This window comes from Flavobacterium sp. (assembly GCF_039930565.1).
Classification (GTDB): Bacteria; Bacteroidota; Bacteroidia; order Flavobacteriales; family Flavobacteriaceae; genus Flavobacterium.
Genome location: NZ_JBDTTP010000044.1, coordinates 1 through 15,145, shown reverse-complemented (window position 1 = coordinate 15,145; position 15,145 = coordinate 1). Strand labels below are relative to the sequence as shown.

The window sequence follows — 15,145 nt, the reverse complement described above, 5'->3', positions numbered from 1 at the left end:
AAATTTGTTTTCTTTTAGAATGAAAATTTAAAACAAAATCCTATTCGTTCCTATAGTTTTTTATATTTATAATTTTTCGATTAAAATCCATGCATCAGGATTTTCAGCTTTTCGAATTTCTCTTTGAGCTTTTTCGGCTTCAGCCATTGTTGCATAACTTCCGTACAAAACTGGAAATAATCCGTATTTGTTTTCTGGCAGCATTTGAGCCTTGAAACCTTCTTTTATTAATTGATTATATGCTTTTCTTGCGTTTTGTTCACTCCTAAATGCACTTGCAATAATGTGATAAGGCATTGCTTTTTCTTCAACAGTTTCTAATTTTGATGTATCTACAGAAAGAGTAACGGCTGGCAGAGGATTTTGAATAAAAAAAGTTGCTTCCTGAATTTTATTCTCTACTTTTTTCTGAACAGTACTTTCAACAATAAGGGTTTGTTTTGCAATTTGATTTTCGTATAAAGGGTAACCTATACTTGCAGTAATGCCTAATGCCAAAACAAATATGGCAGCATATTTTAAATAGAAACCGGAAGTCCTATGTTCTTCATTCGTATATAATTCGATAGCTTCCCTTTGTTCAATTTCCTCAATATGTTTCTCAAAGATTTCTCTTTTTACCAAAGGTGAAACAAAAGGACTTAATCCAAAAGAAGAAGGGAGGTAATTATTTTGATTATTTGGACTAAAAACCAGGTTATTGTCACTATTAATGCGGATTTCGCCAATGTTTTTAAGCTGTAATATTCCATTATCTTCCAACTCTTTTTTCCAGTTCAAAATTTCAAATCCAATGGCGCTGACAGCAAAACCGTATGATGTTTTTTCTGCTTGCGCAATATGGTTGGCCAACAAGCCATCATTGTTTTTGATTTGGCTGTTAAAAAAAATCATTTTTTTAGGAGGAAAAAACGAATTTGTGCTTTCATTAAGCTGTGCCGACTGAATTTCGGTTAGGAATGCTCCAAATCCAGGAACCGTTACACACTGATAACGATACAATAACTGCGCTATGTAATTTTCGATTTTCATAGTCACAAAGTTATGCATCCAATATAGTTATCAAAATTTTATTCACAATTTTTATTAACAATCTCCATAATTTTACAGACAGTTAATTTTCAATTACTTAGATATAATTTTACCTTTTTTAATTTGTGTTCAACTATTTATAAAGTTTATTTTTTGAAAGAATTTACTTCTATTTCATATATTTGTCTTTTGAAAGAATTTACTTCTTTTAGAATTATTAGCCTCTTTAAAATTATATACCCCATGTCAGAACAAGATTTATTTTATTTATTAGCCTTACTACGGGTAGAAGGTGTTGGAGATATTATGGCAAAGAAATTATTGGCAAATTTTGGCAATGCCGAAGAAATTTTTAAAACTAAAGCCAATCAAATTGCTGCTATAGATGGAGTTGGATCAGTATTATTGAAGAATCTAAAAGATAAAACTGTTTTTGAAAAAGCAAACCAGGAACTGGAATTCATAAATAAAAACAAAATAGAAGTATCCTTTTTTAAAGACCAAAATTATCCGGAACGTCTTAAACATTGTATTGATGCACCTGTTCTAATTTTTTCTGCCGGGAATATTAATTTGGCAAATAAAAGAATAGTCAGTATAGTGGGTACAAGACAAATAACATCATACGGAGTGGAATTTTGTAAAAAACTAATTGAAGATTTGTATCCTCTTGATCCCATAATTGTTAGCGGATTTGCCTATGGTGTTGATATTGTAGCGCATCAGTTTGCTATGGAAAACAAACTGCAGACTATAGGGGTTTTAGCACATGGCTTGAACCAAATTTATCCAAAAGCACATAAAAAGTACATGTCGAAAATGGAGGAGAATGGGGGTTTTATAACTGAATTTTGGAGTACAGCCAATCCTGATAAAGAAAATTTTGTTCGAAGAAATCGTATTGTTGCCGGAATGAGTGAAGCAACCATTGTTATAGAATCAGCAGACAGGGGCGGTTCACTTATTACAGCGAATCTGGCCAATGATTACAATCGGGATGTTTTTGCAGTACCAGGACGTGTAACCGACAAATACAGTCAGGGCTGCAACCAATTGATAAAAACCCAAAAAGCAAATGTACTCACCAGTGCCGCCGATCTGGTTTACATGCTTAATTGGGATATAGAGAATAAGACCAAACCAATTCAAAAACAATTGTTTGTAGATTTAGAATTGGAAGAACAAAAAATATACGATTACTTACTTAAAAACGGAAAGGAATTATTAGATATAATAGCACTTCAGTGCGAATTTCCAATTTATAAAATATCTGGAATGTTGTTGAATATGGAACTTAAAGGCGTAATTCGCCCTTTACCCGGGAAGTTATTTGAGGCCATTTAAATGAAATTAAACCCAACAGGTTTTAAAAATCTGACGGGTTTATACAAATTTGTTGTTCTTATCAAGGAAATGGCAAACTTTAGTGCATTGAATGTTATTTATTTGGTATATAATTCCAAAAAGCTTCTTCATCTCCTGCGCCATCTAGTAGACAAGAAGCAGCATATGAAATATCAATTAACCAATCATCAATTTGGGATATTTGTTCGCTGGTAATCAAATTATTACTTTGCAACATTCCTTCAGGATAAATTGCCCACATTCTTGCGTAATGACAAATCCCCCAAACAGAAGAAATTATTCTTTTATCTACAAAATCTTTTTCTAATTCTGGTGCCAAAACTTTCAAAGCCTGCATAATTAGATGATAGTTTTCTTCATATAAAACTCTTTTAAATGGACGTAATTGCCCTAGAAAACCATTTTGCCACCTTTCACTGTTTATATTTTCATTTTGGGCGCTTTGGTACATTAATTCTTCTATTGCATCTTCTGTGGTCATAAATTTCAATATAGCATTTTATAAGAACCATTTATTTTCCAAAACCAAGTACTTCACGAACTCTTGCTAAAACTCCATCAGCAACAACAGAAGCTTTTTCAGCACCTTTTTTCAATAGTGCATCAACTTCCTCAAGATTGTTGATGTAGTAAGTGTATTTTTCCCTTTCAGTTTTAAATTTTTCTGTAATCAATTCAAACAGCGCTTGCTTAGCGTGACCATAACCATAATTTCCGCCTAAATAATTGGATCTCATTTGGTTAATTTCATTCTCATTTGCCAGCAATGAATAAATCGCGAAAGCATTACAGGTGTCAGGATTTTTGGGTTCTTCTAATGGCGTACTATCAGTTTCAATGCTCATGACTTGCTTTCGTAACGCCTTGTCGTCCAAAAAAATATTAATAATATTGTTCGCTGATTTACTCATTTTTCCACCATTAGTTCCGGGAATCAGCATACTGTTTTCCTGAATTTTAGCTTCGGGAAGTACAAAAGTTTCCCCCATTTGATGATTAAAACGGGAAGCCACATCGCGTGTGATTTCCAGATGCTGTAATTGGTCTTTCCCAACTGGAACAAATTCAGCATCATACAATAAAATATCTGCTGCCATTAACATTGGGTAAGTAAAAAGCCCCGCATTAACATCATCCAAACGATCAGATTTATCTTTAAAGGAATGTGCCAGAGTTAATCGCTGAAAGGGAAAAAAGCAACTCAAATACCAGGATAATTCAGCAGTTTGAGGAACATCAGACTGTCTGTAAAATGTAACTTTATCAGGGTTCAACCCACAAGCCAGCCATGCTGCAGCAGTACTATAGGTGTTTTCACGTAATGTTTTGCCATCTTTTATTTGTGTAATCGAATGTAAATCAGCAATAAACAAAAAAGGTTCGTTTTCCGGATTATTTGATAATTCAATTGCAGGAATAATTGCTCCCAATAAATTGCCTAAGTGTGGCGTTCCTGTACTCTGAACACCAGTAAGTATTTTTGCCATTCTAATTTTTCTTATTTTCTGTCTGCAAAGTTCGCAAAGTTTTTCGCAAAGCCTGCAAGGTTTATTCTTTTCTTCTGCAAAAACCAGAAATTTTTTCTAAAAGTTATCTCGGATTTAGCTTTTATTTATAAAAAAGCCCTAAATATTAAAATTCTTAGAATCTAAAAATCTAAATTCTCATCTGTTTTCTTACATTTGAATCTATGAAAGGAATAAAAGTTGTTTTTTGGATCGTTTGGCGCATTTGGTTTTATATTGTAATGGCCATTCCTATATTAATTATGCTGCCTTTTTTGTTGGTTTCAATTATAACAGAAAGTGGGTATCCGTATTTCTTTAAAATGGCCCGTATTTGGGCAAAATTCATCCTTTTTGGAATGGGTTTTTATTATACAACAAAACGTCTGCAAAAATTAGAGAAAGGTAAAAGCTATATGATAGTGGCTAACCATACTTCAATGACAGACATTATGCTTATGTTGGCTGTGATAAAAAATCCATTTGTTTTTGTTGGAAAAAAAGAACTTTCGAAAATTCCGTTATTTGGATTTTTCTACAAAAGAACCTGTATTTTAGTAGACAGAAATTCTTCTAAAAGTAAAAATGAAGTCTTTAAAAGAGCACAGGACAGATTAAATCAAGGATTAAGTATTTGTATTTTTCCTGAAGGAGGAGTGCCGGATGATGAATTGGTTTTACTGGATGAATTCAAAGATGGTGCTTTTCGATTGGCAATTGAACATCAAATCCCCATTGTTCCTGTTGTTTTTGCGGATAACAAAGAACGATTTTCGTATACTTTTTTAAGTGGCAGTCCGGGAAAAATGCGTGGTAAAATATTTCCTTTCATTGAAACCAAAGGTTTAACAAGTGAAAACAGGAAAGAACTTCGGGATCAAACCAGACAATTGATTTATAAAGGATTACTTCAATTTAAAAAAGAAGATTCTAAAAAATCTCTATAAAACCAAACCCGATAAACTTAAAAATTTATCGGGTTTTCTTTTGATATAAAACCCCTTTTATAGTCAAAAATTATCTATGTATTATTTTTTCAGAAATAAATCGTAATACTTTTTTAATTCGCAATCTGGTTATTTTACGATTTTTATTCAATAACACTTCTACTTTCTCTTTCATGATTAAATTTTTAATAATTGATTAATAGAGAGTTTATTAGAACTCAGTTAACTTTATAATTAAATAGATAATTAAAAAATGAAAAGGTTGCGCAACAAAGTATTAAATTTTTAAAATAATAAAAGTCCATTAGTACCTAAATCAAAAACTAACAGACTTTTATTGAACTAACCAACCTAACTCATTCTAAAAATCTGAACTGGTATTATGGCGAATACCAATTAAAATATGTATTTATTAGATTAATTATTTTAAAAAGGGTTGCGTTAATTTTAAAATAAAAAAAACCCGACACAATTTATGTGTCGGGTTAGGATTGTTAAACCTTGTATTTGAAGGCTTTTATTTTAAGCGCCAGCCAATTCTTTGATGTGAGCTTTAATCTTCACTTCTAATTCATCAGCTAATTCAGGATTATCTTTAATTAATACCTTAACTGCATCACGGCCTTGTCCTAATTTAGTATCTCCGTAGCTAAACCATGATCCCGCTTTTTTAACGATTTCAAATTCAACAGCTAAATCTAAAATTTCTCCAGTTTTAGAAACACCTTCTCCATACATGATATCGAATTCAGCAGTTTTAAAAGGCGGAGCTACTTTGTTTTTAACCACTTTTACTTTAGTTCTGTTACCAATAACATTGTCTCCGTCTTTAATTTGAGAAGAACGACGAATATCTAAACGTACTGAAGCATAGAATTTTAGAGCATTACCTCCGGTTGTAGTTTCAGGATTTCCAAACATAACGCCAATTTTCTCTCTCAACTGGTTGATGAAGAAAACGGTACAGTTAGTTTTACTGATTGTACCTGTTAATTTTCTCAAGGCCTGAGACATCAAACGAGCGTGAAGACCCATTTTAGAATCTCCCATTTCGCCTTCGATTTCACTTTTTGGAGTCAATGCAGCAACTGAGTCAATTACTACGATATCAATTGCACCTGAGCGAATTAAGTTTTCGGCAATTTCTAAAGCTTGTTCTCCGTTATCAGGTTGAGATATGATCAGGTTTTCGATATCTACGCCTAATTTCTCTGCATAATTTCTATCAAAAGCGTGTTCAGCATCTATAAAAGCAGCAATTCCGCCAGCTTTTTGAGCTTCGGCAATTGCATGTAATGTTAAGGTTGTCTTACCAGAAGATTCCGGGCCGTATATTTCAATAATCCTACCTCTGGGGTACCCATTTACTCCAAGAGCTAAATCTACACCAAGAGAACCTGAAGAAATTGTTTCCACTTCTACAATGGCTTTGTCGCCCATTTTCATTACGGTTCCTTTACCGTATGTTTTATCTAGTTTATCAAGCGTAAGTTGTAGCGCTTTTAATTTGGCATCTTTCTCTGAACTCATCTCTTTTTTTTCTTTTTCTTTCATCTAAATTATTATAATTTTTTCATTCTCAAACAAATCAGTAAAGCAATAATCTCCTGATTTTGATTTATATGGGGCTTGTAATTGTGTAAAAATACTTCTTTTTTTCGAAGTAACAATTAAATAAAGGCCTTAAAAAAGTAAGATTTTTAAGATATAAACAATGCCTTCAATTCTGTAGCATCTTCGGGTTTTATTTTTCCTGCCAATAGGAGACTTAATTGCTTACGACGCAGAGCAGCATCGAAACGTTGTTTTTCTAATTCTGTTTGGGGTTCAATTGGGGGAACTTCAACAGGTCTTCCGGTATCATCAACAGCAACAAAAGTATAAATAGCTTCGTTAGCTTTGGTTCTGTTTCCGGATTCGCGATCTTCTACCCATACATCGATGAAAACTTCCATAGAGCTTTTGAAAGATCTTGATACTTTTGCTTCTACAGTAACAACACTTCCTAATGAAATTGCTCTGTTAAAAGCTACATGATTTACAGAAGCTGTAACCACAATTCGGCGTGAATGTCTTCTGGCCGATATACTTGCTGCACGATCCATTCTCGCTAATAATTCTCCACCAAAAAGATTATTTAAAGGATTTGTCTCACTTGGCAAAACTAAATCGGTTAAAATAGTCAGAGATTCTGAAGGGTGTTTTGGATTCATTTTTTTTAAGGTAAAATTTAAATAAAGGCTGATTAATTCAACCAATAAACAGCCATAACAGCTGGTATAAAATAAATAACAATGGTTCTCGCGCCATCGTAATCTTTAGCTAATCGTTGTCCGAAGAGCATCATTAACAAGGTAATACAAGAAAAAACAGCTCCATAAAATCCAAATTCACGGCCACTGTTTGTCAGTAATTGTATAGCTCCAACTACGCATAAAATCCCAGAAATTAATTCTAAAATTAATAAATGAAGCAACGCGAGAGGTACTTGATTTTTTAATGGTGTTTTGGCAAAATGCCCTCTAAGCCATTCAACATTGTCTTTCCAATAAAATATTTTTTCATATCCTGATTGTAAATATGTTAAGGCCAAAAATGCTAAAATTAGAATGGAGGCAACATTATTCATTTGAAACTATTTTTTATGAATTAAACGTGTAAGCTTTATAGATAAATCGGTTAAAATTATTTTCGCATTTCCGTTTCTTTCAATGTGATACATCGCATCAGAAAGTTCTTTGAAAATATTATGGATGTTATTTCCGTTTACAAAAGGGGCAAAATTTTCTAATTTGAATTTATCCACTTTTGGTTCGATGTAAACCAAAGTTGGCGCTTCATAATTAAGTAAAAGTGCCTGACGGAACATTTCGATACAAAACTGAATGAATTTTTTCTGGCTCTCGCGTCCTAAAGCAGAAATTTCTTCACTCCAGGAAATTAAATCCTGAATTGCAGCAGCATTTCCTTTTGCCCTAAAAGCGGCACGGACCCAATTAACAAACCATTGTTCAAAAGGAAATTCTGAATCATCTTCTTTTAATAGATGTCTTGCTTTATTAAAATTTCCCTGAGCCTGATGTGCAATTTTTTTGGCTAAATAATGATCTGTATTTTCTTCAGAAACCAAAGCCTCGGCAATTACTTTTTCAGGTAATCCGTTAAAGTGTATAACCTGACAGCGAGAACGAATGGTTTGTATGATATCTTCTTCATTTTCAGAAATCAGAATAAAAATAGTTTTATCCGATGGTTCTTCTAAAAGTTTCAATAATTTATTTGATGCTGCAATATTCATCTTATCGGCCATCCAGATGATCATAATTTTATAACCGCCTTCATAAGATTTTAATGAAAGGGATTTTAAAACTTCCTGAGCATCTTCAACACGAATTTCACCTTGTTTATTTTGAACCCCCAGAATTTTGTACCAGTCAAATAAACCGCCATAAGGCATTTCCTGGATGAATGTTCGCCACTCCTGAATAAAATCCAGACTTTTGGGTTTTGTCTTAACATCCTCAGTAGTTACGGTTGGATATATAAAATGCAAATCAGGATGTGAAATGTTTTGGAATTTTAGATTGCAGGAATCATTTCCATTTGAATTTTCAGATCCTGTATTGTTACATAAAATATATTGGGCATAAGCAATAGCTGTTGATAATGTGCCAGATCCTTCGGGACCTATAAATAATTGTGCATGGGGAATTCGTCCGGAAGCTGCACTTTTCATCAAGTGACTTTTAATATAATCCTGACCTAAAATTTGTGAAAATTGCATGCAGCAAAGATAAGAGAAAATGATTTAGGCAAAAATTTTATTACGAGTATAAATTGCAACATAAATTTTATTTCGGAACACATTGGGATTTATTCTGTAATTAAACGATATGTTTTTAACATAAATCGAGCGATTTTTGTTAATAGTTTTTTATATATGTCTGTAAATTACGTTTTATTTTTATTATTATATAGCACAAGATGAGGTATTTTTAATTTTAAAAAACTGTAAAATCTTACAAGCATTAACTTTAACAATTTAACCAAATACTTTGTTAAAACAAGCTATACTTGGAAGTATAAATAGATTTTAAGTTTTTTTTAAGATTTTTAAGAAAAAAAAAAATATTAAAGTTGCAGATTAACTTAATTTATATATTTTTGTTTTCATCAACAACAAATTTTAATTTAAGAATTTATGAAAGGGAAAATTATTTTTTTAAGTGTCTTTTTTTTATTGACTACAGGTGCAATTTGTGCACAAGCTAAAAACGCTCCTAGAAGTATTATTAGTACTACAGCTCTTATCCGTAAATACCATGATCAAAAAGAATTAAGTGGTATGCAAAAAGGGGAATTGTTGGAATTGTACATCGAGAGAATAAAAGTATTAGTTAAAACTCTCCCTTACATTGCATTGGTAACTAAACCTGGTGTAACAATGGCCGATTTAGGTATTCCGGACGACAATGAGCATAAAAAAGTTTTAGATGCTCAGGCAATTGGAACCTCAACATTTTTAGATACAACTGTAGAATTCCAGAGAAAAATGATGCCCTACTCAGACAAAGGGAATTTAATAGCAGCTATCTTATTTTACGAAGGAACATTAAAGTCTTTACATGAATTCAATGAATTGAATGAAATGTAATTAAAATATTTTTAAACCTTTTTTAAGATGTTTACGTATATAGATTAAACTGTAATCGAACATTTTAAAAAAGGTATAAGATAACTTGTTTAACTTTCTGAATTTTTTGTAAAATTCGAAAGGCTTTTTACGCATACCCAAATTTATTATTAACCTAATACCTTTTCACCATGAAAAAAATTACTCAAATTATCAGCATAATCATTTTTTTGATTGTTACCAATGTGAGTGCTCAACAAGAAAAAGGAATCATGGGCTACAACAACTGGTTAAACAACTGGACTGAATTTAAGCCTAACAAAGTTGAATATGGAGAAGCGAACCAAATTTTGGCTGGAAACATTTCAGTAAGCACTAAACTTCTTAAGAAAAACATTTATGTTTTGCAAGGTAATGTTTATGTTACTAACAATGCTGTTTTAACAATTGAACCTGGAACATTAATTATTGGTGATTTTGAAACTAAAGGAACATTGGTAGTTACTAAAGGTGCTTCAATAATTGCTGACGGACTGGAAACAGATCCAATTGTGTTTACTTCAAACCGCAGTCAGAAAAAAGCAGGTGATTGGGGAGGAATAGTATTACTTGGTGATGCTCCAACAAACAAATTTGGAAATATCGGATCTTATAATTTAGATCTTGATCCTTCACTTACTACTTACGGAGGTGATAATGTTGCTGGAAATTCTGGTATACTAAGATATGTTAGAATTGAATTTGCAGGTAAAAAAGTTAAAAATGCAGGGACTTTCAATGGATTGACAGTGGCTGCAGTGGGAAACAAAACCATTCTTGAAAATATTATGGTAAGTTATTCTGCAGGAGATTCATTTGCTTTTTTTGGTGGTGATGTAAATGCTACAAAATTAGTTTCTTACAAATCAATCAATGACGATTATAAATTTTCTCAAGGTGTTCAATGCCGTTTGCATAATTCATTAGCAATTAGATCTTCTTATTTATCAAGTAATAAAGACGGATCACGTTGTTTGGAAGTTGCTTCTTATGAGAAAAAAAGCGAGACAGATTTTACAAAAAAACAAACTTTAGTTGTTGCTTCGAATATTACAATGCTTAATGATAGCGAAAATATCAATGCCGATATTCAGTCAGGATTGGTGAAAGAAGCTATTTATATTGCTGAGAATGCATCTCTTGAAATGAAACGTAGTGTGATTTCAGGATTTAATCCTGCTGTGTTATTAGATAGTAAAACAGAAATTAATGATGCTAATCTTAAGAAAATTAAATTCGAAGAAATGTATTTTAACTTATGTAAAGGAAACATCTTTACAGAATATAATTCTAACAACGAAGATTTAGAAAGCTGGTATGGCAATAGCGTTTTCTTCAATGTACATTCACAAAGTGATAACAAAGAAACCTTTATTGATATTTTTAATCCAAAAAAACCAGATTACAGACTTCAATTAGGAAAAATCACTGCTTCTAGTGGCAATAGATAATGATTTAGATTTTTATTTCAAAGCGTAAATTTTATTAATAATGTCCCAGACACAATTTATGTAGACGTCTTAGTCAGGACAAAATAAAGATCAAAACAAAATGGCCACAAACATTAGAAAGTATTTTATTTATACAATATTTTTGGTTTCTCCCTTATCGTTAAGTTTATTTGCACAAGATACAATTGAAGAATCTGTTGTAATAAACGCTAATAAAAACGCTTTAGTAAACCATAATACAATAAAGACCAATAATATTGAGTCTGTTAATCATTTAGGTTATCCTAAACAGTTTATAGTAGGGCTATCCATCCCCAAGGGTAGCTTTACTATGGAAACTGCCCCAATCAATCTGAACTTAGCCGTAAAAGAAAAATCCTCTAATAATATTTCAGCTTATTCCGCTTTAGCAAAAGATATTATTGAAAACTATAAATACGATTTCTCTGAAACGTTTATTGATATTCTATTTTATGAAGATATAGACTTAGCCAGAATTCGTACTATATGATTAAAAAACCTACTTTTAGTGTTACCAAAATTTTACTGTTATTTAGTGTTTTATTTTGTGCTGAATCAAACTTATATGCACAATCTATAAATCCTAATACTCTTGTTTTTGATCGTATTTGCGCGGGAGGTGTTGCTAATCCAACATTTAGCGCATCATTTTTCTATTCAGACTTTCCGACTGGGACTACATTTCAAATTGAGCTTTCAGACAAAACAGGAAGTTTTACAACGGGAACTAAAATTTTGTCAGGAGTTACTACTAATGATGCCCCTAACAAAATAACAATAACATTTTCAATTCCTTCAGATCTTGTAGGGTCAGATTTGTACAGTATAAGAGTTAAAAGTTCAGGAGGTATTACAAGCGGTCCTTTTTTTTCATCTACATCAAAAAAGCAGTTCCCTATATACTATAAATTACATGAAATACAATATACAATTAACAACTTTGTTAGTACTGCTATTTATTGTAGCGGTGGTAGTTATTTATTGTCAATCGATCCGGTTTCGTCTAATCCTGATTCGCCATTAAAATATTCAACGTTATCATATAATTGGTACAAAGATAATGGACCTAATTTACCACCAACACTTATGGCAGGTGCATCAGGATCAAGTTATAATGTTTCCTCTCCTGGAACCTATTATGTCGAAACTAATTACGGTTCTTGTAGTTCTACTTCTTATTCAAATCGTGTTGATGTAAGTTCGTCAGCATCTGGTTCATCAGTAACTGTAAGTTCAAGTTTAGGAAACCCTTTTTGTGATAACGGCAGCAAAACTGTTTTAACAGCAACAAGTGGTGGAAACAGTTATGTATGGAAAAAGGATGATGTTGTTATTACAGGAGCAACCACACGCACCTATAGTACAAACGAACCAGCTAAATATACTGTTGACGTTAATTTTGGCGGGTGTACTGGGTCAGGAAATATCAATTTGATGAGTAATAGTTTCGATGCCAGTATAGATGTTGCAGAAACAACGACCATTCAGGAAGGCGAGACTTTAAGTGTTACGGTAACAGATGATGCTTCAAACCCAACTTACGAATGGTATTTAAACGGCAATCTTATTTCCGGAGCCACAACGGATACCTATTTAGTAGCTGTTAGAGGGAATTATAAAGTAAAGATTTCACAGGCTGGGGGTTGTATTTCTTCAAAAGAATTTAGTTTTAAGGTTAATGGAGATTCGGGACCTTCTACAGTGATTCCGAATATAATTAAACTTAGTGGGAATCCATATTGGAATATTCCTGATGAATATAAGAACCAAACTACCCAGGTAATCATAATAAGTTCGAACGGCGATAAAGTTTTGGATGTTGTCAATTATCAAGGGGATTGGCCCCAGACATCAATAGATATTAAAAATATAAATCCAGTATATTACTATGTTATCAAAGGCGATACAGGTGAAAAAAAAGGATCAATAACGGTGCTGAAATAATATGAAGAAAATTTTACTATTCTTAACTTTATTTTACGGTTCATCACAAATACTCTACTCTCAGGATACAAATGAGAGTGGAGTTGTTTCGTTTTCCCTGCCTATACGAAATTCATTAAAGTTTAATAGATATTTAATAAACCCGACATTCAGTTTTGTAAGGGAGCAAAATCCAACTATTAGTTTTTATAATAAAAGACAATATATACAATTTGACGATGCTCCAAATACATATCTTTTTAATTATTCAGGACGATTAAAAGAAAATGATGCATATGCTATTGGATTGTTTCAGCAGAACTATGGTTTAATGACTGTTTTTGGCGGAGTGCTGAATTTTGCTCATAACATTGTTTTGGAAGAAGACAGCAATCTAACTTTTGGATTAAATGTTGGTGCTTATCAAAGTGGTTTGGACAAAGGAAAAATAATTTCTGATGATCAAAATATCAAAGATGGTGAATACCCATCAAATACATTACTTACGGTAAATCCAGGAATTAATTACGGAACTGCTTTTCTTGATTTTGGAGTATCCATGAACAATTTGATACTTTATAATTTTGCTTCCGGGATGGTAAAAGAAGATCCTGAAAGAGCAATAGTAGTACACGGAATGTACACGGGTTATATTGATAGTTATGGGTTTCTTAATGAAAGTAAATTCTCAGGGATTGTAAAAACAGAAATAAAAAAGGAGAAGACAATTATTTCAGGATTAGCTATGCTTACCATCCCTCAAGGAGTTTGGGCACAAGCAGGTTACAATACTTTATACGGAATTTCGGCAGGTTTAGGGATTAATATTACACCAAGTGTTGCTATAGAATATAATTATGAGAGAGGAATGGGAAATTTTACCAATCTAGGCTCTTCTCATGAGTTTTTGATTGCTTATAAATTTAATAACAGAAATTACGATTATGGCGATGATGAGGAAGGCTCACTTATTGATCCAAGTAAGTCAAAACCAGTAATGGCAAAAAAAACCGCCACACCAATTACAAGAGTAGATGGTGCAACAAAAGCGAAATTAGCTGCTGAAGCAAAAGCAAAAGCAGATGCGGAAGCAATTCAGGCTAGATTGGCTGCAGCAGAAAAAGTTAGGGCTGATGCCGAAGCTACTCTTAAAGCGAAACTAGAAGCTGATAACAAAGCTAAAGCTGACGCTGAAGCATTAAAAATAAAACTGGCAGCAGATGCAAAAGCAAAGGCTGATGCCGAAGCCGCTACGAAATTAAAATTATCGCCTGAAGCAAAAGCCAAAGCAGATGCAGAGGCACTTAAAATAAAACTAGCAGCAGATGCTAAAGCTAAAGCAGATGCAGAAGAGGCAAAACGAAAAGTAGCAGCAAAAGCTAAGTCTGAAGCAGCAGATTTACAATCTATTTTAGCAGCAGATGCGAAAGCTAAAGCTGACTCTGATGCCCTACAGGCCAGATTAGCCGCTGAAGCCAAAGCGAAAGCAGCAGCAGCAGCAAAAACTAAGGCAACCCAAGATGCTGCCAATAAAGCAAAATTAGCAGCAGAAGCAAAAGAAAGAGCAGCTGCTGTAGCAGCAGAAAAAGAAAGATTAGCTTCAGAAGCAAAAACAAAAGCGGATGCAGAAGCAAGACAATCCAGAATTGCAGCTGAAGCCAAAACCAAAGCGGATGCAGAAGCCTTACAGGCAAAATTAGTTGCTGATGCTAAAGCAAAAGCTGATATGGAAGCATTACAAGCTAAATTATTAGCAGATGCGAAATTAAAAGCGGATGCAGAAGCTTCAGCTAAATTAAAAGCAGACATTGAAGCCAAACAATTACAACAAGCAGAAGAAGCGCGTCAGGCCACATTAGCTGCTGATGCCAAAGCTAAAGCCGATGCAGAAGCCCAACAGGCAAAACTAGCAGCTGATTCCAAAGCTAAAGCCGATGCTGAAGCGCAACAAGCAAAATTAGCTGCTGATGCCAAAGCCAAAGCTGATGCAGAAGCACAACAAGCCAAACTCGCTGCTGATACCATAGCTAAAGCGGATGCAGAAGCGCAACAAGCAAAACTAGCTGCTGATTCCAAAGCTAAAGCCGATGCAGAAGCGCAACAAGCAAAACTAGCTGCTGATTCCAAAGCTAAAGCCGATGCAGAAGCGCAACAAGCAAAATTAGCTGCTGATGCCAAAGCTAAAGCCGATGCTGAAGCGCAACAAGCAAAATTAGCTGCTGATGCCAA

14 protein-coding genes are annotated in these 15,145 nt (G+C 33.3%); 7 read left to right on the top strand and 7 right to left on the bottom strand.

Translation table 11 applies throughout. The annotated features are described in order from the left end of the window. Positions 1-66: 66 nt before the first annotated feature. A complete protein-coding gene (locus ABI657_RS12025; RefSeq protein ID WP_348097507.1) occupies positions 67-1,032 on the bottom strand; it encodes an SPOR domain-containing protein in 966 nt (321 codons plus the stop codon). Between the two features lie 243 nt (positions 1,033-1,275). Here ABI657_RS12025 and dprA point away from each other — a divergent pair, with 243 nt between their 5' ends. Next, a complete protein-coding gene (gene dprA, locus ABI657_RS12020; protein WP_348097506.1) occupies positions 1,276-2,376 on the top strand; it encodes a DNA-processing protein DprA in 1,101 nt (366 codons plus the stop codon). Positions 2,377-2,470: 94 nt separating this feature from the next. Here the strand turns inward: dprA and ABI657_RS12015 are convergent, their stop codons facing one another. Together ABI657_RS12015 and trpS are read right to left on the bottom strand one after the other, a co-directional pair. Further along, a complete protein-coding gene (locus ABI657_RS12015; protein WP_348097505.1) occupies positions 2,471-2,878 on the bottom strand; it encodes a hypothetical protein in 408 nt (135 codons plus the stop codon). Between the two features lie 31 nt (positions 2,879-2,909). Continuing rightward, positions 2,910-3,884, bottom strand: coding sequence for a tryptophan--tRNA ligase (trpS, locus tag ABI657_RS12010; RefSeq protein ID WP_348097504.1), 975 nt, complete (start codon positions 3,882-3,884; stop codon positions 2,910-2,912). Between the two features lie 203 nt (positions 3,885-4,087). Between trpS and ABI657_RS12005 the strand changes: the two genes are divergently transcribed. After that, the gene (locus tag ABI657_RS12005) at positions 4,088-4,849 is read left to right on the top strand and encodes a lysophospholipid acyltransferase family protein (protein ID WP_348097503.1); all 762 of its coding nucleotides are present in this window, start codon (positions 4,088-4,090) and stop codon (positions 4,847-4,849) included. A 522-nt stretch (positions 4,850-5,371) separates the two neighbouring features. Here ABI657_RS12005 and recA read toward each other — a convergent pair. From recA to ABI657_RS11985, 4 genes are all read right to left on the bottom strand, one after another. Beyond that, on the bottom strand, positions 5,372-6,379 hold the full coding sequence (recA, locus tag ABI657_RS12000) for a recombinase RecA (RefSeq protein ID WP_348097526.1): 1,008 nt from the start codon (positions 6,377-6,379) through the stop codon (positions 5,372-5,374). 170 nt (positions 6,380-6,549) lie between these two features. Further along, positions 6,550-7,062: an acyl-CoA thioesterase gene (locus ABI657_RS11995; RefSeq protein ID WP_348097502.1), complete on the bottom strand. Its 513-nt coding sequence runs from the start codon at positions 7,060-7,062 to the stop codon at positions 6,550-6,552. A 32-nt stretch (positions 7,063-7,094) separates the two neighbouring features. Further along, entirely contained in the window at positions 7,095-7,478 is a 384-nt protein-coding gene (locus ABI657_RS11990) for a DoxX family protein (RefSeq protein WP_348097501.1), read from the bottom strand. Positions 7,479-7,484: 6 nt separating this feature from the next. Beyond that, complete coding sequence (locus ABI657_RS11985; protein WP_348097500.1) at positions 7,485-8,633, bottom strand: DNA polymerase III subunit delta'; 1,149 nt, start codon at positions 8,631-8,633, stop codon at positions 7,485-7,487. A 417-nt stretch (positions 8,634-9,050) separates the two neighbouring features. Here ABI657_RS11985 and ABI657_RS11980 point away from each other — a divergent pair, with 417 nt between their 5' ends. The 5 genes from ABI657_RS11980 to ABI657_RS11960 form a co-directional block, all read left to right on the top strand. After that, the gene (locus ABI657_RS11980) at positions 9,051-9,503 is read left to right on the top strand and encodes a hypothetical protein (RefSeq protein ID WP_348097499.1); all 453 of its coding nucleotides are present in this window, start codon (positions 9,051-9,053) and stop codon (positions 9,501-9,503) included. A gap of 170 nt (positions 9,504-9,673) precedes the next feature. Further along, positions 9,674-10,972 (top strand): hypothetical protein, encoded by a 1,299-nt coding sequence (locus ABI657_RS11975; protein ID WP_348097498.1) that lies wholly within the window; start codon positions 9,674-9,676, stop codon positions 10,970-10,972. A gap of 100 nt (positions 10,973-11,072) precedes the next feature. Further along, positions 11,073-11,483 carry a hypothetical protein gene (locus ABI657_RS11970; RefSeq protein WP_348097497.1) on the top strand — a complete coding sequence of 137 codons (411 nt, stop codon included), beginning with the start codon at positions 11,073-11,075 and terminating at the stop codon, positions 11,481-11,483. Beyond that, the gene (gene sprC / locus ABI657_RS11965) at positions 11,480-12,937 is read left to right on the top strand and encodes a gliding motility protein SprC (protein WP_348097496.1); all 1,458 of its coding nucleotides are present in this window, start codon (positions 11,480-11,482) and stop codon (positions 12,935-12,937) included. Before ABI657_RS11970 ends, sprC begins: the two co-directional genes overlap by 4 nt. A 1-nt stretch (position 12,938) precedes the next feature. Then, positions 12,939-15,145, top strand: a 2,207-nt coding sequence (locus tag ABI657_RS11960; RefSeq protein WP_348097495.1) for a PorP/SprF family type IX secretion system membrane protein, incomplete at its 3' end; no start/stop codon positions are given.